Origin of the sequence: Paraburkholderia sp. CHISQ3 (genome assembly GCF_030464945.1) — a bacterium.
Taxonomy (GTDB): domain Bacteria; phylum Pseudomonadota; class Gammaproteobacteria; order Burkholderiales; family Burkholderiaceae; genus Paraburkholderia; species Paraburkholderia megapolitana.
Map to the genome: position 1 here is coordinate 61,118 of NZ_JALPRG010000012.1, position 21,656 is coordinate 82,773.

General features: G+C 63.5%; 22 protein-coding genes. 4 read left to right on the forward strand and 18 right to left on the reverse strand.

Annotated elements, in window-relative coordinates; genetic code table 11:
- Positions 1 to 16: 16 nt before the first annotated feature.
- From M0D65_RS25735 to M0D65_RS25750, 4 genes are all read right to left on the reverse strand, one after another.
- Entirely contained in the window at positions 17 to 802 is a 786-nt protein-coding gene (locus M0D65_RS25735; RefSeq protein ID WP_266255114.1) for a class II aldolase/adducin family protein, read from the reverse strand.
- Between the two features lie 60 nt (positions 803 to 862).
- Positions 863 to 1,819, reverse strand: coding sequence for an urea transporter (locus M0D65_RS25740; protein ID WP_266255115.1), 957 nt, complete (start codon positions 1,817 to 1,819; stop codon positions 863 to 865).
- A 203-nt stretch (positions 1,820 to 2,022) separates the two neighbouring features.
- Complete coding sequence (locus tag M0D65_RS25745) at positions 2,023 to 2,421, reverse strand: DUF4440 domain-containing protein (RefSeq protein ID WP_266255116.1); 399 nt, start codon at positions 2,419 to 2,421, stop codon at positions 2,023 to 2,025.
- Positions 2,422 to 2,436: 15 nt separating this feature from the next.
- Positions 2,437 to 3,816, reverse strand: a complete 1,380-nt coding sequence (locus M0D65_RS25750) for an MFS transporter (protein ID WP_266255117.1) — start codon at positions 3,814 to 3,816, stop codon at positions 2,437 to 2,439.
- Between the two features lie 108 nt (positions 3,817 to 3,924).
- Between M0D65_RS25750 and M0D65_RS25755 the strand changes: the two genes are divergently transcribed.
- The gene (locus M0D65_RS25755; RefSeq protein WP_266255118.1) at positions 3,925 to 4,854 is read left to right on the forward strand and encodes a LysR family transcriptional regulator; all 930 of its coding nucleotides are present in this window, start codon (positions 3,925 to 3,927) and stop codon (positions 4,852 to 4,854) included.
- 6 nt (positions 4,855 to 4,860) lie between these two features.
- Here the strand turns inward: M0D65_RS25755 and M0D65_RS25760 are convergent, their stop codons facing one another.
- The 3 genes from M0D65_RS25760 to M0D65_RS25770 form a co-directional block, all read right to left on the reverse strand.
- Positions 4,861 to 5,667: an IS5 family transposase gene (locus M0D65_RS25760; RefSeq protein WP_266255119.1), complete on the reverse strand. Its 807-nt coding sequence runs from the start codon at positions 5,665 to 5,667 to the stop codon at positions 4,861 to 4,863.
- A gap of 106 nt (positions 5,668 to 5,773) precedes the next feature.
- Positions 5,774 to 6,391 carry a tetratricopeptide repeat protein gene (locus tag M0D65_RS25765; protein ID WP_266255120.1) on the reverse strand — a complete coding sequence of 206 codons (618 nt, stop codon included), beginning with the start codon at positions 6,389 to 6,391 and terminating at the stop codon, positions 5,774 to 5,776.
- Between the two features lie 350 nt (positions 6,392 to 6,741).
- Positions 6,742 to 7,023 (reverse strand): type II toxin-antitoxin system CcdA family antitoxin, encoded by a 282-nt coding sequence (locus M0D65_RS25770; protein WP_266255121.1) that lies wholly within the window; start codon positions 7,021 to 7,023, stop codon positions 6,742 to 6,744.
- Between the two features lie 226 nt (positions 7,024 to 7,249).
- Between M0D65_RS25770 and M0D65_RS25775 the strand changes: the two genes are divergently transcribed.
- Positions 7,250 to 7,804: a putative glycolipid-binding domain-containing protein gene (locus M0D65_RS25775; protein ID WP_266255122.1), complete on the forward strand. Its 555-nt coding sequence runs from the start codon at positions 7,250 to 7,252 to the stop codon at positions 7,802 to 7,804.
- Here the strand turns inward: M0D65_RS25775 and M0D65_RS25780 are convergent.
- The 8 genes from M0D65_RS25780 to M0D65_RS25815 all read right to left on the reverse strand — a co-directional run bounded on the left by M0D65_RS25780 (position 7,779) and on the right by M0D65_RS25815 (position 16,204).
- Entirely contained in the window at positions 7,779 to 8,747 is a 969-nt protein-coding gene (locus tag M0D65_RS25780) for an alpha/beta fold hydrolase (protein WP_266255123.1), read from the reverse strand. The two genes, M0D65_RS25775 and M0D65_RS25780, sit on opposite strands and share 26 nt — an antisense overlap.
- The gene (locus M0D65_RS25785; protein WP_091017770.1) at positions 8,744 to 9,622 is read right to left on the reverse strand and encodes a metal-dependent hydrolase; all 879 of its coding nucleotides are present in this window, start codon (positions 9,620 to 9,622) and stop codon (positions 8,744 to 8,746) included. The genes M0D65_RS25780 and M0D65_RS25785 overlap by 4 nt, the downstream gene beginning before the upstream one ends.
- Before the next feature lie 70 nt (positions 9,623 to 9,692).
- Positions 9,693 to 10,604, reverse strand: coding sequence for an SDR family oxidoreductase (locus M0D65_RS25790; protein ID WP_266255124.1), 912 nt, complete (start codon positions 10,602 to 10,604; stop codon positions 9,693 to 9,695).
- A 107-nt stretch (positions 10,605 to 10,711) separates the two neighbouring features.
- Complete coding sequence (locus M0D65_RS25795) at positions 10,712 to 12,292, reverse strand: NAD(P)/FAD-dependent oxidoreductase (protein WP_266255125.1); 1,581 nt, start codon at positions 12,290 to 12,292, stop codon at positions 10,712 to 10,714.
- 201 nt (positions 12,293 to 12,493) lie between these two features.
- Positions 12,494 to 13,510, reverse strand: coding sequence for a sulfonate ABC transporter substrate-binding protein (locus M0D65_RS25800; RefSeq protein ID WP_266255126.1), 1,017 nt, complete (start codon positions 13,508 to 13,510; stop codon positions 12,494 to 12,496).
- A gap of 165 nt (positions 13,511 to 13,675) precedes the next feature.
- Entirely contained in the window at positions 13,676 to 14,530 is an 855-nt protein-coding gene (locus tag M0D65_RS25805; RefSeq protein WP_266255127.1) for a MerR family transcriptional regulator, read from the reverse strand.
- Between the two features lie 89 nt (positions 14,531 to 14,619).
- Positions 14,620 to 15,174 carry a GNAT family N-acetyltransferase gene (locus M0D65_RS25810; protein ID WP_266255128.1) on the reverse strand — a complete coding sequence of 185 codons (555 nt, stop codon included), beginning with the start codon at positions 15,172 to 15,174 and terminating at the stop codon, positions 14,620 to 14,622.
- Positions 15,175 to 15,346: 172 nt separating this feature from the next.
- Entirely contained in the window at positions 15,347 to 16,204 is an 858-nt protein-coding gene (locus M0D65_RS25815) for a LysR family transcriptional regulator (RefSeq protein ID WP_266255297.1), read from the reverse strand.
- 121 nt (positions 16,205 to 16,325) lie between these two features.
- Between M0D65_RS25815 and M0D65_RS25820 the strand changes: the two genes are divergently transcribed.
- Entirely contained in the window at positions 16,326 to 17,312 is a 987-nt protein-coding gene (locus tag M0D65_RS25820) for a quinone oxidoreductase (protein WP_266255129.1), read from the forward strand.
- Between the two features lie 23 nt (positions 17,313 to 17,335).
- Here the strand turns inward: M0D65_RS25820 and M0D65_RS25825 are convergent, their stop codons facing one another.
- On the reverse strand, positions 17,336 to 17,617 hold the full coding sequence (locus M0D65_RS25825) for a hypothetical protein (protein ID WP_091017785.1): 282 nt from the start codon (positions 17,615 to 17,617) through the stop codon (positions 17,336 to 17,338).
- A gap of 115 nt (positions 17,618 to 17,732) precedes the next feature.
- The gene (locus tag M0D65_RS25830; RefSeq protein ID WP_091017786.1) at positions 17,733 to 18,614 is read right to left on the reverse strand and encodes a DMT family transporter; all 882 of its coding nucleotides are present in this window, start codon (positions 18,612 to 18,614) and stop codon (positions 17,733 to 17,735) included.
- 110 nt (positions 18,615 to 18,724) lie between these two features.
- Between M0D65_RS25830 and M0D65_RS25835 the strand changes: the two genes are divergently transcribed.
- Complete coding sequence (locus tag M0D65_RS25835) at positions 18,725 to 20,203, forward strand: PLP-dependent aminotransferase family protein (RefSeq protein ID WP_266255130.1); 1,479 nt, start codon at positions 18,725 to 18,727, stop codon at positions 20,201 to 20,203.
- On the opposite strand, the gene M0D65_RS25840 is transcribed toward M0D65_RS25835, so the two are convergent.
- Complete coding sequence (locus tag M0D65_RS25840; RefSeq protein ID WP_266255131.1) at positions 20,148 to 21,656, reverse strand: MDR family MFS transporter; 1,509 nt, start codon at positions 21,654 to 21,656, stop codon at positions 20,148 to 20,150. The two genes, M0D65_RS25835 and M0D65_RS25840, sit on opposite strands and share 56 nt — an antisense overlap.

Genomic DNA, 21,656 nt, shown 5'->3' on the forward strand with positions numbered 1-21,656 from the left:
AAAAAGATGTTTGGGGTCAATCGCGAAACGACGGATCGAGCCGGTCGAGCCTGCGTAATAGCGCGGGCCATTCGAGTGCGCCCTCTATGGCGCCGCCGTCGAACAGCTGCTCGGCGGTGCGCGCCGCGACCGCTTCCGACGGCAGCACGAGGTCCACGCGTTCGGGGTCGCGCGCCTGCGCGAGCAACTGGATTTCACAGGCCTTCACGAGCGTTGCCATCAGCACGTACGCTTCCGCGACCGTGCGTCCGACAGTGAGCGTGCCGTGATTGCGCAGCAGCATCGCGGGTTTGTCGGCGAGATGCCCGACGAGCCGTTCGCCTTCAGCCGGTGTGAACGCGACGCTTTCGTAATCGTGGTACGCGAGCAGCCCGTGAAAGCGCAGCGCGTGCTGTGAGGCGGGCAGCAAGCCCGCGCGCTGGATCGATACGGCAATGCCTGCCGAGTTATGCAGATGCATCACGCAGAAAGCATCGGCACGCGCCGCGTGAACGGCGGCATGCAAGGCGAAGCCGGTGACGTTCACGGTGTGCTCGCTCGTGCCGACGATTTGACCTGCTATATCGATCTTCACGAGATTCGACGCGCACACCTCGTCGAAGGAAAAACCGAACGGGTTGATCAGAAAGTGGCCGGATTCGCCCGGTACATTCGCGGAGATGTGCGTGTAGATCAGATCGTCCCAGCCGTTGAGCGCCACCAGACGATAGGCGGCGGCGAGATCGGTGCGGGTCCGGTGCTCGGCATCGGTCATCGGACCAGTCGCGGCGACACGGCCGGTCGGCGTATGGGTGAACGACATGTCTGTCTCCTCGTGGGGCGGCGGGTGCGGCCGGGTGTGGCGATATGCGAAGCGCGGTGCCTATCCGGTTGCTCGTGCCTGCGTGACCTGCGGTTCTTCGTGGGACTGCGGGTCTAGCGCAGGCACGCGGCGCAACGTATCGAACGTATGGCGCCGCAACCACTGCATGCTCCACGTCGCGAGCACGAACGGCGCGGTCATCGCGGGCCAGCCCCAGCGGATCGCAAGCTGCTGCAGGAGTACCGCTATCGCCAGAGCCCCGAGCATCGTTGCCACACCGCTGTCGACAAGCGCAAGCGCAGTCAGCGCGCCGTTACATCCTAGCAGGCCGGCATCGAACGACGATAGTGGCGCGCCGCACAGCAGTTGCGCGCCGCTCGCAAGCGCCGCTCCACTCAGCGCGAAAAGCGCGGCCCGCCGCGACGCGGCTGCGATGCCGGCGAACACGAGCAGTCCCGGTAGCACACCCGACGCGAACGCAATCTGCGCAAGACCGCCGAACACGCCGCGCGCTGCGTCGACTGGAGCCAGCGTGGCGAAGGTCGTGATCGCATGCGTTGCTGTTGCCGCTGCTGTCGGCGTTGCAACGATGTGATGGAACGGCAGCCAGCTCCACGTGACGATCAGGCATGGGCTCGAATAGCAGCTTAGTCCTCGGGTGCGCAGCCAGTGCGACCACGGTTCGCCGAGTGCCGCGGTTGCTGTTGCTGCGAGGATCGCGATCGCGACGGCTTCAGCAGGATCGGCGATGAACGAGAACGCGGCCAGCGCAGCGAGGGCGCCATTGAAACCGTGCAATCCGGCACGCGTGGCTGCGTCGTCACCGCCGACGAGTAGCGCGACGACGTTCGCCGTCACGGCGCCCATCGCCGCCGCGCACGCAAGCCGCGGCTCGCAGATGAGCAATGCCGCGAGCAGGCAGGCGCCGGTCCAGGCGTTCGGCTGCAGAACGATCTGGCCGACGCTGCGCAACAGCGTGCGCAGCGCAGCGGCTTGCGGGTCGTGGGCGGCGTGCATGAAGCGAGTGGTGCAGCAGGATTGGGTGAATCGCGAGGATAGGGTACGGATGTCCGCCAAGGCATCCCGTTGCACGAATAGTGGCTATTTGTGCGGACGACGGGGAGTAAGCCAGGTGGACAGCCCGTCGGATCATCGAAACGTGTTGCGGGGTTTCGCCGAGGAATCCAGGAGCAACAACTAGCCACGCCTGACGTTCGCGCTCACAGCGCGACCGACGTCTCCTGCAAGTGCCGCCACGTAACACGCCCCGACTCGTCGCACGCCAACACAGCAGTCGATCGTCTCACTGTGCAACTGCCGCTTTCGTCGATCTGCGTCTCGCGGTAGCCGACGACCGCACCGTCGCGCCACATATCGATGTCGCGCAATTCATCGATCTCGATGCGCAGCCCGGGGCGTTTGCCATGCCCCTGCGAAAACAACCGATCCACTGCTGTGCGATCAAACCGTAGGCCTTGCAACGTAACCATCGAAAAGCGTGACGAGAACCGATTCAGCAGCGCAGCAAGCCGGCCTGCTTCGGCGCGGCCCGACAGCCATTGCTCGATGTCGACATGTGCGTCGACGATTTCCTGGAAGAACGGGTTCGGTGGATTCATGGTGTGAGGGCGCGATTAACGGGAGGCGAGTTGATTAGCGGTGGAACGGTGCGTTGCGAGCCGCCTGACGAGCGGAAGAGGCAGTAGCGTCAGCAACGCGGCAAGCAGAAAGCATTGACGATACGACGTGAGCGCGGCACCGGTCACACCATGCGAGAGCAGGAAGTTCAGCGCACTACCGAGCACCGCGACACCGAGGCAGAAGCTCAACTGCCGGTTGATGTTCCACAGTGCGCTCGCGTCGCCCATCCGGTCGGCGGGCACGTCGAGAAACGCGGCACTTTGCGATGTGCTCGTACACAGGCTGGCGCCGAATCCCATCGCAACGAACGCAAGTACCCGACCGGCGTCCTGCACGACGAAAGGTGTGGCGAGCAACGCGATGCCCGCACAGTTGGTCAGCATTCCGCAGACGAACAGCGGCTTCGCCCCCCAGCTTGTAAAGCAGCGGCGCGTCGTTGTTATCGCAACGAACGACGCGGCGGCCCACGGCACCATGAGTGCGCCAGTCTGCGTTGCGCGCAGGCCGAGTACGTCCTGCAGGTAGAGCGTGGCAATGAGATTCACGCCGGCGAAAACACCCGGCACACACAGATAGATCACGATGCCGACGCGCAGCAACGGTCGTGCGAGCAGCGTTAGATCGAGCAGTGGCGCTTTCGAGCGATGCGCATGCCGGACATAGGCGAGAGCCGCGACGAACGCGATGGTAAGCGGCGCGACGGCCCAGCCAGCCATGCCACGCTGACCGGAGAAGGTCAGGCCGAGCAGAAGCGAAACGAGCGCAGTCACGCTGATGGCGAGGCCGCGCAGGTCGAGCGCCGGCGAGTGGTCCGATGCGATGTCGGCGGGTAGCCACGCAAGTGCGAGTCCACAGGCGAGGGCGGCCAGCGGCAGCATCCCGAAGAAGATCCAGCGCCACGACGTGTGATCGACAATCACGCCGCCGAGCGCCGGCGACAGCGCAGGCACGAGTAGCGCCACCATCATCACGATCGACGTCAGATGCGCGCGCGCTTCCGACGGATAGGCGCGATAGGTCATCGCCTGTCCTACGGGGATCAGCAGCCCGCCGCCCAACCCCTGGATGAGCCGCAAAACAAGTAGCGCGCCGATCGACGGCGCGCTTGCCGCGCCCGCGCTGCCCAGCGCGAAGATCAGCAGCGATGCCACCAGCACCCGCCGCTCGCCGAAACGACGCGCGAGCCAGATGCCGAGCGGGATCACGACCGTCAACCCCAGCATGTACATGTTGCCCACCCACGCCAGTTGCGCGACCGACGCGTGCAGTTCGCGCTGTAACGCCGGATATGCGGTGTTGATCACGAACATGTTGGCGAGATCGATGGCGAAACCGATCAGATAGACGACGGCAATTTTCGAACGAGGGGACATGAACGCAGGAAACCGGATTGGACGGCGTAGTGTAAAGTCCGCGATTCGTCTCGGTAAGACGATCAATCTGGCTTGACTGGTCAAAAAATATTGACAATAGAGGGCGCCATGGTGAGCTTGAACCGGTTCGACGTATTCCGCGTGGTCGCGGAGACAGGTTCATTTACGGTCGCCGCGACCTTGCTGAATCAGGCGCGGGCGGCCGTCAGTTTCAACATCAAGCAACTTGAGGCCGAACTCGGCGTCACCCTTCTGACGCGGACGACGCGCCGCGTGGAATTGACCGACGCGGGAGAGCGCTTTTACAAGCGCTGTTTGCGCGTGCTCGCGGAAGCCGAAGGCGCCATCGAGGAAGCCCGTGGCGAGCACGGCGGCATGCAAGGTAGCTTGCGCGTGACATCGACGGTCGAATACGGACTGATGGTCATCGCGCCTGCGTTGCACGAATTCATGCAGGTGCATCCGGGGTTGCAGGTCCGTCTGGAGACGCATACGGCGCAGGTCGATCTCGCGCGCGAGCGGTTCGATGTGGCGATCCGGCTTGGCCGGCTCGAGCAGTTCGAAGATTCGCCGTATCGGGGTGTCTGTCTCGACACCTATGAAGTACGGCCAGTGATGTCGCCAGCACTGCTCGCTGGAACCGGCATGACACGCATCGAGTCACCTGATGCGTTGGCGGGTCTGGCAAGACTCGGCCATAGCCGGCTGGAGCGGATTGCCGCGTGGACACTCGAGGACCGCGACGGCCGGCAGCATGTATTTCGTCCGCTTGCGAAACCACGCATCGTGGCCGATAACGCGTCGGTGTTGCGGGCGCTGGCTCTGCGGGGAAGCGGTGTCGCGCTACTGCCGGAATGGCTCGTGCGCGACGACCTTGCCAGCGGGGCGCTGATCGATGCACTTCCGGACTATCGGTTTCCGAAGCAGGCGGTCTACGCGCTGTATCTGCCGACGCGGCATGTGCCGCAGAAGATCCGGGCGTGGGTGGATTTTATGAAGGGTTATGTTCGGGGACTCTCGCAGGCAGAAAAAAGCTAGAGCGTGTTAGGCACTTTGGATAATGGGCACGGCATGAACAAGCATGAGCATGGCGAAGACAACGAAATGCAGACCTGCCAGGGTTTCGGGCAGGCGCTCGCAGTCTCGCGCCAGTCGTCTGAAGCGGTTGAGCCAGCCGAAGCTGCGCTCGACTACCCAGCGGCGAGGCAACAGTACGAAACCCTTTTTCGCCTCGGACAGTTTGATGACCTGCAGTTCGATCCCCTTATCAAGAGCGGCCTGTGCAGGGGTTTCACCCGTATAACCCTGATCGGCAAACGCCACTTTCACCGTCTGCCCGGTGACATGCTGAACCTGGCTCGCAAGCTCGGCCACCTGCGCGCGCTCCTGCTCGCTGGCCGGCGTGATGTGAACAGCCAGCAGATGGCCCAGCGTATCGACGGCCATGTGAACCTTGCTGCCTCGCTTTCGTTTGTAACCGTCATAACCCGCGCGCGGCCCGCTTTCGCACGTGGACTGCAATGTGCGTCCATCCAGAATAACCGCACTGGGCTGGCCCTGACGCTGTTGCGCCACGCGCAGCACCGAACGCAAATCGTTGACCATCGCCTCGAAGCAACCCGCGTTCAGCCAGCGTTGCGTTTGCTGGCAGACCAACTCCCACGGCGGGAAGTTGGTCGGCAACATTCGCCACGATGCACCGGCTCGCGCCATCCAGCGCAGCGCATTGAACATTTCTCGCAGTTCATATCGGCGTTGCAGCGCGTCTTCGTTCATCAAGCTCAGGTACGGAGCGGCGAAGCTCCATTCCTCATCCGATACATCCGTCGGGTAGGGTTTGCGTGCTGTCATTCCGCCAGGTTACCAGGTCCGGCGGAAAGTGCCCAACACGCTCTAGAGGCATCTGGCCGGAAAACTGCACTGGAATCAAATTCACCCCGTATCCGAAGAAAATAAGTTATTTATTATAGATCTGAGCGGGCTTGTAGTCGGGATTTGAAAATTCACCTTCAAATTGATAATCAATATCAACAACCCTGAAATCATACGGATTTCGAGCAGAAATGACCCAGGCTTTAATCAGTAATGGAATCATTCTGACCCACGATGTTACCCTCTCCCTCCATCCTCTTCGAGATTCAATGAATAGCATAAAGCGCTCTGCCATCAAAGATTCGTGATCGGCGCCAATTTTAAAATAACGAATTGCCTGCTCTATATCTTGAGAAACCCCGTTGCCACCATAATAATATATTAACGCAATCCAAAAATATGCCCTTGAATATCCATTGTTCACAGAATCCATTAAACGAGAAAGCGCCCCACGAAAATCATGCTGAATCATAAGGATGCTGCCCATACCGAATGATGCTTCACCATTATTTTGATCTGCAGCCTTACCAAACCAGTACGCTGAGATCTCATATTTTTCTTGCTGGTAAAACGTCCATCCGAGGTAATTCTGACAATACTGAAGCGTTGAGTAGGGCTCCGTCTCGCAAAAAGCAATTGCCTTATCATACTCTTTATTCTTGACAAATCTAGTCACCACGCACCAGCAGTCATATTCATCCATGGCGGCACCATCTTTTCCTATCTCGCTTCCGTTATATTAGGCAACCCATTGATGCGATCAGTGAATCTGCATAAGCAGGCACCGGCGAAAAGCGATTGCACCGACCGACTGCTAGCCACGCTTCGCCCTATCTCATATCGCAGTTTGCATTGATGCTGCGATGTGAGCAAGCTGACAATCCAATGCCCTCCATTGCAATGGCTCATAGCGGCTGAATTTACCTTTGACGATGGGGCTCGTATGAATCATCGTGCGTCCGCAGAGTGAGTCATGAGAGAAATGCCTAACAGCCACTAGCGCGGCGGGTCGTGCGATTCAGCCGGCGCGGTTGCCTACGACTAATCGAGCCATCAGAACATCCGATGTTCGTCGAGCGGCAGACTGTCGTGCTCGATGCGTGCGTTCATTTCTGCGACGAAATCTGCATGCTCTGCTGCCGACAAACGCGCCTCGGCTTCACGAACCTCCGCTCGCAGTCCCCGTTCACTTGCACGCGAGATGTTGACGCCCAGTTCTTTGGCGCGGTCAAGCAGATTGGACGGCAACGATACCTTCGTGGGCTTGCGGATGACTTTGCGTGCCGGTTGCGACGGGGACAATTTGTCTGCCTGAGGGGCTTGTTCAAAGGCCATGGTCGATTCCTATGTGCACAATGTCGCGCATAGGGTCGCACATCCGGGCCGCAACTGGTTCGAGCTTACGATACCGGGCCAGGTCCAGATGCCCGGGGCGGTGCCAGTTCAGCCCGGCACTCAGAGCGTCACCCGGGGATCGCGCTACCATGACCCCCATTCGAAAACGGCGCGCCCCGACGATATCGGATTGGGTGTGCGCGGCTCTACCCAAGGAGGCACGGTCATGCGCACAGTGCGTTGGGCATCCGAAGACGACGACGGCATCGAGCATCTGACGTTCGATGCACGACCTGAGGGATTTTTCATCGAAAGCACGGTGATCGGGCAGCGCGATGGCCAAACCTACGGCCTTTACTACACCGTCCGATGCGATCCGCAATGGCGGGTGACGTACGCGTTTTTGAAGATCACCGGCGGCGGCGAACTCGAACTGCACGCGGACGGCGAGGGCCACTGGCGCGACGGACACGGTCTGACACTAACCGCGCTCGATGGCTGCATCGATATCGACATTACCGTCACGCCATTCACCAACACGCTGCCGATTCGCCGCCTGCAACTCGCAGAGGGTGAGCGAAGGACTATTGCAGTGGCTTATATCGCCGCGCCCGAGCTACAGGTGACACGCGTCGACCAGGCGTACACGTGCATCGAGCGGGATCGCGAGTATCGCTACGAAGGTTTGCTGAGCGGCTTCACGACGCACCTGAAGGTCGACGACGACGGTCTCGTCGTCGACTACCCGACGATGGTCAGGCGCCTGCCGCCTGTGCGTTGATAGCGTTGCCGCCACCAGGCGTTGCGCTGCGAACAGTATCGACAACACCAACCGCGCCATCCATCTGCGCATGTTGCGCAACGAAACTGTCGATATCCGCGGCGATCAGCAACGGATCGCGCAGCACCACCCAATGGCTCGCATCGATCTCAGTGCGCACATAGGGCCCAAGCCAGCGCTCGAGTCCGAGCGAAAGCGGCGGTCCGACATAGCGGTCGCGCGTCGGCACGATGAACTGCACCGGCGTGTGCGCATGCCGTGCGCGCGGATGCAGCAGACGGTCGATGAAATTCGCGCGATACAGGTTGATGCCGTTGAGCGCGTTGCGCAGTTGCGCGGGGTCGCGCTCGGGGCGCACGCGTTCCGTCACGCGCAGCCACAGCGGCCAGCTGCGTGCGCCGCCCAGGCGCCACACCAGTTCCGGAATGAGCGGCAGGTGAAAGAAGAAGATGTACCAGGACTTCAGTATCTGCTTGAGCCTGCTGCCTGACCCCGCCTGTGCGGCCTTCTGGTCGCGATCGCCGCGCAGGCCCAACGCCGCATGGTCGAGGCACGGTCCCGAGATCGACGTGTAGGACGCAATACGTCCCTGGAACCCCGGGTCCGTGACCGCTTCCCAGCACTGGATCGAACCCCAGTCATGACCGACCAGGTGAAACGGCCGCGTACCGCAAGTCGCCGCGGTGACGGCGGCGAGATCGGCGGCGAGGCGTTCGAGCCGGTAGCCCGAGCGAGCGGCGGGCGCCTCCGATGCACCGGCGCCGCGCACGTCGTAGGAGATCACGCGATAGCGCGAATCGAGTTGCGCGCGTACCGGTTCCCACACTGTGGCCGAATCCGGATAGCCGTGCACGAGCACGATCGGTGTGGCGTCGCGCGGGCCGCTGACATAGACGGCGAGCCGCACATCGCCCGCGTCGACGACGAGCGTGTCGCGAATCATGCTGCGGCTCGCACGCCACGGCGCGACGCCTTCAGCGCGGGGTTCCCCGCGTTGGAGGCCTCGACAGCAGCGACCAGTCCATCGATACGCGACAGTTGCGCGCGATTATCGTGATCCCACGGATGGAAACCGGGCTTGAAGAAGCGCAACCATTCGAGTGCGATACGCGGAAACACGCCGTGACGCGGACCGTACAGGAACTTGACGACTTCCCACATGCCGCGCAGATGGCCGCCGCGCTTGCGGTCGGCGAATATCAGCCGCACGTGGTAGTCGAACACGATCAGCCAGAACACGACGGTGGTGGCCAGCATCGTGCCGGTACGCACCAGATAGCGCGCCGGGCCCGGTTTGACGACGGTATTCCAGACGTCGTACGAAACAGCCTTGTGCTCGGTTTCTTCGAGCGCGTGCCACGTCCACATCTGCGCATAACCCTCGACTGATCCGGCGATGCGCGTTTCGTCTTCGAGCAGCAACCCCGCAAGCATCGCCGTGTAGTGTTCGAGCGCGATGGTCATCGCGAGCTGGAACGACGGCGGCAGTATCTTGCGGTTGAAGTTGAGGAACGCCGCGAGCTTGTTGTCGAGCTTGTGCGCAGGCAATCCGGCCGCTTGCAGCAGGTCGTTGTATTCGATGTGCTCGCGCGTATGCATCGCTTCCTGACCGATGAAGCCGAGCACCTGCTTCTTCAGCACGGGGTCGGTGATCTGGTCGCGGTAGTAGCGCACGCTGTCCATGAAGAAGCGCTCGCCGGCCGGAAACAGCAGCGACAGCGCGTTGAAATAGTGCGTCACGTGCGAACCGAATGCGTGCCAGTCGGAGGCCCGTTCAGGCGGCAGTGCGAACCGCAGGTCGCGGCGAATCGGTATCATCGTTGTGCTCCTTGTGACTCTATGACAGTAGCGTTCTCGTGGTTCAGTAAGCGGCGCCGTTTCGGGCACATCATGCGCGCCGGCTTGTCGCCGCCGCATCGCGTGCGAGGGCGCGTTTGTGCGCGATGCGCGCCATGCGGCGCGTCTGCATCACGACCAGCACCTGGTATGCGGAGGGCAGGATGCGTGCAAGCCAGTCACCGGCCTTTGCATCGCGACCAATCAGCACGCGGCGCTTGTTCTTGCGCACGCCATCGAGGATCACGCGGGCCGCTTCGTCAGCGGTCGTGATGAAAAACTTCTCGAAATCGTCCTTGCCCTGCTGCTCGCTCTCGATCATGAAACCGATCATGTTCTTCGAGATGCGGCCCGACTGCGCGATTCCGGTCTGGATGCCGCCCGGATGCACGGAGGTTGCCGATACGCCGCAGTTCATCAGATCGAGTTCCTGACGCAGCGATTCGGTGAAGCCGCGCACTGCGAATTTGGTCGCGTTGTAACCGCTCATGCCAGGTTGCGCGAAGATGCCGAACAGGCTCGACGTATTGACGATGTGCCCCGCGCCCGATGCTTTCAGATGCGGCAGGAACGCTTTCGTGCCATGCACGACGCCCCAGAAATTGACGCCGACAATCCACTCGAGATCGCTGTATTCCATGCCTTCGATCGTGCTCGACAGCGCGACGCCCGCATTGTTGAACACGAGGTTCACGCGGTGGTGCTGCGCAACCGTTTCGGCGGCCCAGTCGAACATCGCCGTGCGATCGGAAACATCGAGCGCGCGCGTCGTGATACGCAGCGGCGCGCCGACCACCTGCGGTGCGGCGGCCTGCGCGAGTTGCGCCGTTTCCGCGAGGCTCGTCGCGTTGCGGTCAGCCAGCGAGAGGTGGCAGCCTTCGCGGGCGAGGGCGATCGCGAGCGAGCGGCCCATGCCTGAGCCCGCACCGGTAATCGCGGCCACTCTGTCGGTGAAATTCTTCATGCGCTTTTCTCCTGTCTCTCTCGATGCTTTGTCGTTTTCAATGCGTTTGCGTTGCGTTGCGGTGCGGTGCGTTTCGATATCCGGAATACGTTTGCCGTGCCGGGTGTTCAGGTCGCTTCCGCGGAGGCCGTCGTGGCGGTTACGCCATTGCGGTCCTGCGTCGGGACGAGCTTTGCGTCGTGCGCCGCAGTCGGCGCGTACGCGTAGTAGTCGCCCATGCTGAAGCTGCTCGTCGCCTGGCGGAAACGCCACGTGAATCCCGGCCACAGTGTCGTGTTCTTGCCGCTGCGCGGATCGAGGTACCAGCTCGTGCAACCACCCGTCGACCAGATCGCACGATCGAGCTGCTTCTGGATCTTCTCGTTGTACGCGCGCTCGACTTGCGGGCGCACTTCGACGGCTGCCGCGCGTTCGGTGCGCATTGTCTGCAGCGCGCGCAGGATGTATTCGACCTGCGACTCGATCATGTACACCATCGAGTTATGACCGAGGCCAGTGTTCGGGCCAACGATCATGAAGAAGTTCGGATAGCCGGGCAGGGTGCTGCCGAGATACGCATGCACGCCATCGCGCCACGTATCGACGATATCGACGCCGTCGCGACCGAGCACGACGCCGCGCGGAAACGGATCGGAGATCTGGAAGCCCGTGCCGTAGATCACGCAGTCCACCGGGTGACGTACGCCGTCATCAGTGACGACCGCATCGGACTCGATGCGCGTAATGCCGGTCGTTACCACCGACACGTTGGGACGCGAGAGCGCCGGGAAGTAGTCGTTCGAAATCAGCACGCGTTTGCAGCCGATCGTGTAGTTCGGCGTGAGCGTCGCGCGCAGTTTCGGATCGGGCACCTGGCGGCGCAGATGCCGCTCGGCGACCTTCTGCACCGTCTTCATCAGCGACGGATGAATCGCAAAACCGAGCACGCGCGATTCGAGCATCCAGTAGAGGCCCGTACGCATGATCTTTTGCGTGAACGGCAGATGCTTGAAGAGCCACTGCTCGATCGGTTTGATCGCGCGGTCGGCCTTCGGCATGATCCACGGCGGCGTGCGCTGGAACAGTTCGAGCTTCGCAACGCTCGGTGCGATCTGCGGAACGAACTGGATCGCGCTGGCGCCGGTGCCGATCACGGCAACGCGTTTGCCTTCCAGCGAATACGTGTGATCCCAGTGCTGCGAGTGGAAGGATTTGCCCGCGAAGCTCTCGATACCCGGAATGTTCGGCATTGCCGCACGCGACAGGCCGCCCATGCCCGACACCAGCACGCGCGCCGACCACTGCTGACCGTTCGCGAAACGCAATTGCCAGCGGTGGCTCACCTCGTCGTAGATCGCACTGACGAGTTCGTGACCGAAGCGCAGATGGCGCTGCACGCCGAAGCGCGTCGTGCATTCTTCCAGATACGAGCGGATTTCCGGCTGGCGCGCGAACATCCGCGTCCAGCGCGGGTTCGGTGCAAACGAGAACGAGTAGACGTGTGACTGCACATCGCAGGCGCAGCCCGGATAGTGGTTGTCGCGCCACGTACCGCCGACCGAATCGGCCTTCTCCGCGATCATGAAATCGGTCTGGCCGCTCTGACGCAGCCGGATCGCCATCCCGAGACCGGCGAAGCCGGAACCGATGATCGCAACGTCGGTATCGATGGACGCCGCGGCGTCCGGAGGCATCGTGCGCGCATTCATCCGGTCTGTCTCCTTTTTTATCCGCTCATAACTGTTACATTGATTGATGTAACGATAGAGATGAAGCCCGGATGACGCAAGTCCCTGTTTAGACGGGGGACTCTATGGGGAGGGGGAGAGCGGTGCTGGCCGGCCTTGCCGCGCGCGCAAGGGCGGTGCGGCAAGGCCGGCAGGAAAAACGAGGGGAAGTACGGCGGTGTCTTACTGGGCGGCAAGCCGCGCGTTGGCGCTGCTGTTTTGCCAGACGTTGTCCTTCACGGCGATTTTCTGCGGAATCAGCTTCGCGCCGTAAAACGCATCGGCGACGTGCTGTTGCGCCCGCGCGATGTCGTCGGTGACGGCCGTCGCGCCGTACGGCACGCGGCGTATCCATTTTTCCACCAGCGCGGCATCGAGCCCGACCTTCGGCGCGATCAGCGCGGCCGTTTCCGCGGGATGCTGGTTGACCCACAGGCCGCTCGCACGCAGTTGCACGAGGATCTCGCTGACCACATCGGGATGCTGTTGCGCGAAGTCGCGGGTCGCTTCGTAGAAGTTATACGTGAGGCCCGCGGGTGGGAGCGCCGTGTAGTCGGCAAGCGTGCGCGCCTTCAGCGCCTGCTGCGCAGCCGCGTAGTACGGATCCCAGATAGCCCATGCATCGACGTCGCCCTTTTCGAAGGCGGCGCGCGCATCGGCGGGTGCCAGATACACCGGGCGGATATCGTCGTAGCCGAGCCCCGCCTGGCGTAATAGCTCGAGCAGCAGATAGTTGGCGCTCGAACCCTTCTGCAAGGCGACGCGCTTGCCCTTCAGATCGGCCAGGGCGCGCAATGGCGAATCGGCTTTGACGATCAGCGCTTCGCTAAGCTTGCTGCCCGGCTCGGCGCCGACGTACACGAAGCCGACGCCGCCCGCCTGGGCAAACACCGGCGGCGGTGCGCCGGTATAGCCGAAGTCGATACTGTTCGCGTTCAACGCTTCGAGCAGTTGCGGGCCCGCGGGAAATTCGAACCATTTAACGCTGTAGCCGAGCGGTTTGAGCTTCGTTTCAAGCGTGCCTTGTGCTTTCAGAACCGCGAGCAGGCCGGCTTTCTGATAACCGACGCGCAGCACGCGATCGCCGCCGGCATGGCTCGTGTCCTGTGCGAACGCCGCGCCGGTTGCGCCAAACGACAGCGCGAGCGCAACGGCAGCGAGCGCGAGTCGGCGCCGGTTTCTCGCCGGTTGAGATTTCATCGGAAGCTCCAGGGGTGAATGCGCAGCAGCCACGCTCTGAACGGTGGTCGTGCGTGGTTGTGCGGTTACGAGGTGCGGGAGATCGTCGCACGCACACACGCCGGCGCAAACCAAGCAATGCAGATTTGGATATGACGCGCGGCAGGGCGCCGCGCGTTGGGCGCGCTACTTCTTGCGGCTTTTGGGCGGGTCCGCCGGTTTGACCTGGGTGCCTTGTGTCGCGGAGTCGCCGTCGTGCAGGTGGCCCATCTTCTCCATGATCCCCGCGACGCGGTCGCCGAGATAGTCGCCGGATGCTTCCTCAAGCGCGCGATTCATCTCGCTTTCGACGAGCACCATGCTGAGCGGACGGATACGCCAGATAGCGTCGACGAGTGCGGGGACATCGGCGGGAGGCGGCAACGCGCCGGCCTCGTAGTGGTCCAGCCGGCGGACCACCAGATCGACCAGCGCCTTGGCGATCGCGTTGAAGTGCGGGCGCGACACGCGCAATGCGTCGAGCAGGTCGGGAGTCGGTACGCCTTCGCGCGCCATCGTCGCCCCGGCGGCGAGCGTGGACGGGCTGCGCGCGACGAACGACAGACCCTCGCGTTCGAGCAATCCCAGTTCGATCGCTTTGCCGAGCATCGTCGGTGAAGCCTTGCCGCCGAACAGCTGCATGAGTTCGAGCAACGAGTATTTCTTCGGCCGTTCTTGCGACCAGCTACTGCCGATCGCGGTTTCGAGCCCGAGGATCGAGCGCAGGTCGTGGCCTTCGTCGATGGCCTTGATCAGGTCCTGGATGTTCGCAAGCGTGTAGCCGCGTGCGAGCAAATGGTTGATCAGCTTCAAGCGGGAAACGTGCGTGTCGTCGTACACGCCGACACGACCGCGTTTTTCCGGCGGCGAGAGCAGGCCGCGATCCTGATAGGCGCGCACGTTGCGCACGGTGGTGTCGGTCACGCGCGCGAGTTCGTCGACGGTGTATTCGTTGCGCGGCGTGGCTGGCGTCGCTACGGCGGGAGAGGGCGTCTTGGGCATGCCGCGATTTTAACGCGCCGCGCCGCGAACCGGGCGCATCCAATAAATAGCTTGCCGGATCGGGCCGTCACCGCGTGGGGTCAGGTTGCTCACGGACGCTGGTCGTCAGGCATGACGTCGCTGCCTTTGCCGAGCGGGCGCTGCATCAGCGTGGTGTCGAGCCAGCGGCCGTGCTTGAAGCCGGCACCCTTGATCGTGCCGATCAGTTCGAAGCCGAGGCTTGCGTGCAGCGACAGGGAGCCGCCGCGGCCGCCGTCCGCGATGACCGCGATCATCTGCCGCCAGGGGCCGGTTTCGCAGCGCTCGATCAGTGCCTGTAGCAACACGCGGCCGAGGCCGCGACCGCGAAAGGCGTCATCGATGTAGATCGAGTCTTCGATCGTGTGGCGATAGGCCGCGCGCGGGCGGTATGGCGTTGCGTAGCAATAGCCCGCGACCTTGCCGTCGATCTCCGCCACCATGTACGGCAGGCCGCGCTCCAGCACGGCGGCGCGGCGCGTTCGTAGATCGTCGACGGAAGGAGGTATTTCCTCGAACGAGGCGACGCCGGTCAACACGTGATGCGCGTAGATGGCCTGGATGGCGGGCAGGTCGGAGTCGGTGGCGTCGCGTAGTTGGGTTGTGTCGGTGGGGAGGGTGAGCATGGGGTGTCGGGTAGAGCGATAGGTCGTGCGCGTCGAAGCGGGACAGCGCACACGGCGCAGTAGGAGTTCTGGTTCGGGATTCACTATGCCAGCGTGAGCCAGCGAATTGAAGCAGATCAAAAATGACGCGCAACGAAAGCGGCCACATTGCGTGTGTTGTCGGGCATCGGCATCACAGGCTGTCACCGGCATCGTGCACTGCCTGCGCGATCGCTTCGGCGACGGCCTGGACGCGCGGTGAGCGTCGCACGTCAGGATGAACGGCGAGCCAGATCTCGCGTTCCACATCGCATACGACGTCGGTATTGAGAACGGTCAACGCATCATCGCCGTTCGCGATAAAGCCCGGTAACAAGGCCACGCCGGCACCGGCGCGGCACGCCTGGTAGATCGACGTGAGGTCGTTCGCGATCAGCGCGAACGGCCGGGCTCCCGCGAACTGCACGAGCCACTGCTGCTGCGGCGCATCTGCGAGCGCTTCGTTGTAGCCGATGAATTCCCATTCGCTGGGCGCCCGGCTACGCCAGTGCGCGGTAGCACGCAGTGAAAACCGCATCGTGCCGAGCTTGCGCGCCGCGAGCCCGGGTTCCGGTGGGCGGCCGAGCCGCACCGCGAGATCCGCTTCACGGCGAAACAGGTTCGCGGCGCGCGCTTCACCGACGATGTCGAGCTGGATACGAGGCCATGCACGCCGCCATACCGCGAGCCGGGGCACCAGAAAATGGCTGCCGAACCCGGGCGGCACCGACAACCGCACCGTGCCCTGCAGCGACACCACACCGCGCGATGCACGTTCGAACGCATGCGCTTCTTCTTCGATGCGCATCGCGTGATCGACCAGCAACTGGCCTTCGGTTGTTAATGGCCAGCCGCGCGGCAGCCGGTCGAACAGACGCACGCCGAGCATCTGCTCCATCGCGTCGATGCGGCGCGCGACTGTCGAATGCTGGACGCCCAGCGTGCGCGCGGCCCCGGAGAGACTACCGCCGCGTGCCGCCGCCAGAAAGTAGCGGACGTCGTCCCATTGCAGGCCGGGCACGGGCTTCGAGCTATCTGTCGAATTTTGCACAGTAGTTGACGATTTATCTGGAATTCCAATCGATTATGCACGAAGCCTATGATCGCCCATCGTCAATTGATGGAGTGCAGCGATGGGACAGCGTGACGCGTATCAGATCGGTTTCGAAGCCTATGGCGACGCGGGGGTGTTGCGGATGTTTTCGAATCCGGTGCCGGCGCCGGCCGCCGGCGAGGTGCAGATCCGGCAGACGGCCGTGGGCGTGAATTTCGTCGACGTCTACTTCCGCTCTGGTCTGTATCGTCTGCCGCAGTTGCCGGCCGTGCCTGGCGTCGAGGCGGCGGGCGTCGTGGAAGCGGTGGGGCTGGGTGTCGACGGCATCCAGATCGGCCAGCGCGTCGTGTATGGCGGCATGCCGCCCGGCAGCTACACGAATCTGCGCAACCTGCCGGCCGATCGTGTGCTGCCGGTGCCCGACGGCATCTCCGATGAAACGGCCGCCGCCGCGCTTTTGCGTGGTGTAACTAGCTGGATGCTGCTGCAGCGCGTACGCGAACTGAAGCCTGGCGACACGCTGCTCGTCCACGCGGCGGCGGGCGGCCTCGGACTCATTCTCGTGCAGTGGGCGAAATCGCTCGGTGCGCGCGTGATCGGGACGGTCGGGTCGCGCGAGAAGGCGGCGCTGGCGTTCGCGCACGGGCTCGATCAGGCGGTGCTGTATCGCGACGAGGATTTCGTCGAAGCAGCCCGTGAGTTTGGCGGCGGGGCGGGCGTCGACTACGCGGTGGATGGCATCGGTGGCGATACGCTGCGGCGTACGCTGGGTGCAGTGAAGCCGTTCGGAATGGTGGCGAGCGTCGGGCAGGTTGCCGGAGAGGCCGCGCCTGTTTCGCTCGACGAACTCGGCCCCGCACGTTCGATCGCCCTCGCGCGGCCGAGTGTGCTCGGCCTCATGCGTGACACGGTGCAGTACCAGCGCGCGGCACGCGAAACACTGGATCGTGTGGCAGGCGGTCTGCACGTCGAGATCGGCGAGCGCCTGGCGCTCGAACGCGCGGCGGATGCACACCGGCGAATGGAAACCGGTGCGACGACGGGCTCGGTGATTCTGATTCCCTGATTCCGTAGAGCGTTGCCTGTGTCTCAGGGGTGCGAGTAAATCGACTGAGTCGACAGCCGGGGTGTAATACGCCGGCGATGCTTCTTGATCTTGTGCTTCGGCCGCTTCGTCGGACGCGCTTCGGCTTGTCGCCGTGCCTGCATCTGGGGCTGCGCCGCCGGTGTCGCCGGCTGAGGCGCGGCGGCGGGCTGCAACGTGGACTGTCCTTCGCCGAAGCGATAGGTCTGCGAGGTTTGCGCGTGCGCCGCGAGCGGCAGCACCGGCAACGCGAGTGCGGCGAGCGCGAGGTAGTGCGAGAACTTCATGAGGGCTCCTGTTCGGCAAGGGTGTCAGGATACCGCAGGGCTGCGAGTCCATCGCTGCGTCCGGCACCTTGGGCGGATCGGGCGGATCGCGTGGATCGGCATCGCAACCGTAGCTTCAGCTCCGCACAGGCTCCCGCCGCGCAAATCGCCTGGCTCCCGCCACGCAGGCGACGACAGCGACCGTAACCGCGATCATCGCCGGCGGCACCGGTTCGTGCAGCAGCCCGGCCGCCAGCACGAGACCGAAGAACGGTTGCAGCAACTGCAACTGTCCCACCCCTGCGATACCGCCGAGTGCGAGCCCGCGGTACCAGAACACGAAGCCGATCAGCATGCTGAACAGCGACACATACGCTAGGCCCCACAGCGCGGCATGACTGACGCCGTCGAACGAGGCGGGCCGTAGCCACCAGGCGAGCGGCAGCATGGCCGGCAGCGACAGGACGAGCGCCCACGAGATCACCTGCCAGCCGCCCAGATGCCGCGATAGCCGCGCGCCTTCCGCATAGCCGAGCCCGCACGCGACAATCGCCGCGAGCATCAACGTATCGCCGGCGAGCGACGCCGTCACCCCGTTGCGCGCCGCAAACCCCACGACCGCCGTACTGCCGAGCGCTGAGAAAATCCAGAAGGCCGGCTGCGGCCGCTCGCCGCCGCGCAGTACGCCGAAGATCGCGGTGGCGAGCGGTAGCAGCCCGATGAACACGATCGCATGTGCCGACGTGACATGACGCAGCGCGAGCGCGGTCAGCAGCGGAAAACCCACGACGACACCCAGTGCGACGATCAGCAGCGGCACGATGTCGCTGCGCGCCGGCCGCTTTTCGCGAAACACGATTAGCAGCGCGAGGGCGAGCACACCGGCGATGGCGGCGCGCGCGAGCGTCAGAAAGAGCGGGTCCAGCCCCTGCACAGCTACGCGCGTGGCCGGCAATGAGCCGCTGAAAATCACCACGCCAATCATGCCGCTGAGCCAACCGTCCGTCGTCTTGTCCATCGGAGCATCCCTGTGAAGCGCAAGCAGCGAGTATCCGCCGGTGCAGCCGAAAGGGTAAGCTACAGGTCAGTACAATTCATTCAAACTGTACTTACAAAGGAGCAGTACAGATGAACCGATCCGGCCAGGACACTCCAGTTGCTACGGGGGTTACCTCGGGCACGCGCGTCGACACTGTCATGGACGCATTGCGCGAGCGGATCGCCAACCGCTCGCTGATGCCGGGCGCGCGCGTACCGTCGCTGCGCAGCATGACGGGCACGCTCGACGTATCGAAATCGACGGTGGTCGAAGCGTATGACCGGCTCGTGGCCGAAGGCGTGCTCGTGGCGCGTCGCGGGTCGGGCTTCTTCGTCTCGGGTCATGCGCCGCCGCTTGCGCTCGCCGATCTCGGACCGCGTCTGGATCGCGACGTCGATCCGTTGTGGCTCACGCGGCAGTCGCTCGAAGCCGATACGCGTGCGCTGAAGCCGGGCTGCGGCTGGCTGCCGGCGTCGTGGCTGCCCGAGGACGGCGTGCGGCGCGCGTTGCGTGCGATCGCGCGCGACCAGACTGCGCAACTCGCCGACTACGCAACGCCGGCCGGCTTGCCGGCATTGCGCCAGCAACTCGCATGGCGGCTCGGGCAGCATGGCACCGCCGTGCTGCCCGAGCAGATCGTGCTGACGGACAGCGGTACCCAGGCGCTCGATCTCGTGTGCCGTTTCCTGCTCGAACCGGGCGACACGGTGTTGATCGACGACCCGTGCTACTTCAATTTCCAGGCGCTGCTGCGCGCGCATCGTGTGCGGGTGATCGGCGTGCCGTACACGCCGGTCGGCCCCGATCTCGCCGCGTTCGAGCAGGCGCTCGTTGCGCATCGGCCGCGGCTCTACGTGACCAATTCCGCGCTCCACAATCCGACCGGCGCGACGCTGGCGCCGGCGGTAGCGCATCGTTTGCTGAAGCTCGCTTACGAACACGATCTGCTGATCGTCGAGGACGAAATTTTCGCGGATCTCGAGGACGAACCGGCGCCGCGTCTCGCGTCGTTCGACGGGCTGGCGCGTGTCGTATCGATAGGAAGTTTTTCGAAGACGCTGTCCGCCGCCGTGCGTTGCGGCTACATCGCCGCGCGCAGCGAATGGATCGAACCGCTCATCGATCTGAAGCTCGCGACGTCGTTCGGCAACAGCCAGCTCGCGACCGGCGTCGTGCACCGGCTGCTGGTGGATGGCACATACAGGCGGCACCTCGAAAACCTGCGCGTGCATCTCGCCGATGCGATGGGCGAGACGGTGCGGCGTCTCACTTCGGCGGGTCTCACGCTCTGGACGCGACCGCGCGCAGGTCTCTTCGTCTGGGCCAGCCTGCCTGACGGGCTCGATGCCACCGATATCGCGCGTTACGCGCTCACGGAGAACATCGTGTTCGCGCCGGGCAACGTGTTCAGTGTGTCGCATGGCGCAACGAGCTTCCTGCGTTTCAACGTGTCGCAATGCAACCGGCCGAAAGTCTACGAAGCGTTGCAGCGTGCGATGGAACATGCGTCCATCACCGCGCCCGCAACGGCTTCTCCTCGATCAGGCACGTCAGCACGAACGCAATGACGGCGAAACAGGCTGCGAAGAAAAACACCGTGTGCAGCGCGCCTGCGAACGCCTGCAGGTAGTCGTTGCGCAACGCCTCGGGCAACTGCTGGATCGTCGCCGGGCTGAGCGTGTGGGGTAGTTCCGTGCCGGCCGGCACGAGCCGTTGCAGTCGTGTGGCGACGCCATTCGAGAACACCGCGCCAAACGACGCAGCACCGATCGAGCCGCCGATCGAACGGGCCAGCGTCACCCCCGACGTCGCGACACCGATGTGCTTCGGATCGGCGGCGCTTTGCACGGCGAGTATCAGCACCTGCATCACCATCCCGAGGCCGCAGCCAAGCAGCCCCGTGTACAGGAACATCAGGTGCAGCGGCGTGTCGACCTTCAGTGTGGCGAGCAGCACCAACGCGATGCTGACCAGAAACGTGCCGGTAATCGGGAACATGCGGTACTTGCCGATCCGGCTGATCACACGGCCGATCACCGCCGACATCACGAGCAGGCCACCCATCATCGGCAGCATCTGCATGCCGGCCTGGGTCGGCGTCGAACCCTTGACGATCTGCAGATACAGCGGCAGGAACGTCACCGAGCCGACCAGCGCGACACCGACGATAAAGTTGACGAGGCTCGAGAGCAGAAACGTGCGCTCGCGAAAAAGTTCGAGCGGAATGATCGGCTCCGGCGCGTTGCGCTCTTCGTAGATAAAGCCGCCGATCGAAATCAGCCCCATCACCAGCGTGCACCACAGTTGCGCCGACGACCACGGCAGGATCGTGCCGCCCTGGCTCGTGAAGAGAATGATGCCGGTGAGCGCGAACGTGAGAAACGCGGCGCCCATGTAGTCGATGGTGTGCCGGACTTGTGTCACGTGCGGCTTGAACACCGCGCCGATCACGGCGAACGACATCAGGCCTAGCGGCACGTTGATATAGAAGATCCAGCGCCACGACAGATGCTCGACGAGAAAGCCGCCGAGCAGCGGACCGACGATCGTCGCAAGCGCGAACACACCGGCGAACAGCCCCTGATAGCGCCCGCGTCCAGCCGGCGGCACGACGTCGGCGATCGCCGACATCGTCACCACCAGCAGACCGCCGCCGCCGAGACCTTGCAGCGCGCGCAGCAGGATCAGTTGCGTCATGTTCTGCGCGAGCCCGCACAGCACCGAGCCGACGAGAAAGACGCCGATCGCGGCCTGCAACACGATCTTGCGGCCGAACTGATCGCCGAACTTGCCGTACAGCGGCACCACGACCGTGGACGAGAGGATGTAGGCGGTCACGACCCACGACAGGTTGGCCAGCCCGCCCAGTTCGCCGACGATGGTAGGTAGCGCGGTCGACACGATGGTCTGGTCGAGCGCGGACAGCAGCGTGACCAGCAGCAGCGCCGAAAGCAGCAGGCGCAGTGGTGGGTGGGCAGGCGCGCTGGCAACGGGCGCGGAGACGGTGGTATCGAGGGTCAT

Excerpts from the sequence above, each read along its gene's own strand:
- M0D65_RS25735 (WP_266255114.1), bottom strand. The coding sequence starts at position 802 with ATGTCGTTCACCCATACGCCGACCGGCCGTGTCGCCGCGACTGGTCCG.
- M0D65_RS25740 (WP_266255115.1), bottom strand. The coding sequence starts at position 1,819 with ATGCACGCCGCCCACGACCCGCAAGCCGCTGCGCTGCGCACGCTGTTG.
- M0D65_RS25745 (WP_266255116.1), bottom strand. The coding sequence starts at position 2,421 with ATGAATCCACCGAACCCGTTCTTCCAGGAAATCGTCGACGCACATGTC.
- M0D65_RS25750 (WP_266255117.1), bottom strand. The coding sequence starts at position 3,816 with ATGTCCCCTCGTTCGAAAATTGCCGTCGTCTATCTGATCGGTTTCGCC.
- M0D65_RS25755 (WP_266255118.1), top strand. The coding sequence starts at position 3,925 with ATGGTGAGCTTGAACCGGTTCGACGTATTCCGCGTGGTCGCGGAGACA.
- M0D65_RS25760 (WP_266255119.1), bottom strand. The coding sequence starts at position 5,667 with ATGACAGCACGCAAACCCTACCCGACGGATGTATCGGATGAGGAATGG.
- M0D65_RS25765 (WP_266255120.1), bottom strand. The coding sequence starts at position 6,391 with ATGGATGAATATGACTGCTGGTGCGTGGTGACTAGATTTGTCAAGAAT.
- M0D65_RS25770 (WP_266255121.1), bottom strand. The coding sequence starts at position 7,023 with ATGGCCTTTGAACAAGCCCCTCAGGCAGACAAATTGTCCCCGTCGCAA.
- M0D65_RS25775 (WP_266255122.1), top strand. The coding sequence starts at position 7,250 with ATGCGCACAGTGCGTTGGGCATCCGAAGACGACGACGGCATCGAGCAT.
- M0D65_RS25780 (WP_266255123.1), bottom strand. The coding sequence starts at position 8,747 with ATGATTCGCGACACGCTCGTCGTCGACGCGGGCGATGTGCGGCTCGCC.
- M0D65_RS25785 (WP_091017770.1), bottom strand. The coding sequence starts at position 9,622 with ATGATACCGATTCGCCGCGACCTGCGGTTCGCACTGCCGCCTGAACGG.
- M0D65_RS25790 (WP_266255124.1), bottom strand. The coding sequence starts at position 10,604 with ATGAAGAATTTCACCGACAGAGTGGCCGCGATTACCGGTGCGGGCTCA.
- M0D65_RS25795 (WP_266255125.1), bottom strand. The coding sequence starts at position 12,292 with ATGAATGCGCGCACGATGCCTCCGGACGCCGCGGCGTCCATCGATACC.
- M0D65_RS25800 (WP_266255126.1), bottom strand. The coding sequence starts at position 13,510 with ATGAAATCTCAACCGGCGAGAAACCGGCGCCGACTCGCGCTCGCTGCC.
- M0D65_RS25805 (WP_266255127.1), bottom strand. The coding sequence starts at position 14,530 with ATGCCCAAGACGCCCTCTCCCGCCGTAGCGACGCCAGCCACGCCGCGC.
- M0D65_RS25810 (WP_266255128.1), bottom strand. The coding sequence starts at position 15,174 with ATGCTCACCCTCCCCACCGACACAACCCAACTACGCGACGCCACCGAC.
- M0D65_RS25820 (WP_266255129.1), top strand. The coding sequence starts at position 16,326 with ATGGGACAGCGTGACGCGTATCAGATCGGTTTCGAAGCCTATGGCGAC.
- M0D65_RS25825 (WP_091017785.1), bottom strand. The coding sequence starts at position 17,617 with ATGAAGTTCTCGCACTACCTCGCGCTCGCCGCACTCGCGTTGCCGGTG.
- M0D65_RS25830 (WP_091017786.1), bottom strand. The coding sequence starts at position 18,614 with ATGGACAAGACGACGGACGGTTGGCTCAGCGGCATGATTGGCGTGGTG.
- M0D65_RS25835 (WP_266255130.1), top strand. The coding sequence starts at position 18,725 with ATGAACCGATCCGGCCAGGACACTCCAGTTGCTACGGGGGTTACCTCG.
- M0D65_RS25840 (WP_266255131.1), bottom strand. The coding sequence starts at position 21,656 with ATGACCCTCGATACCACCGTCTCCGCGCCCGTTGCCAGCGCGCCTGCC.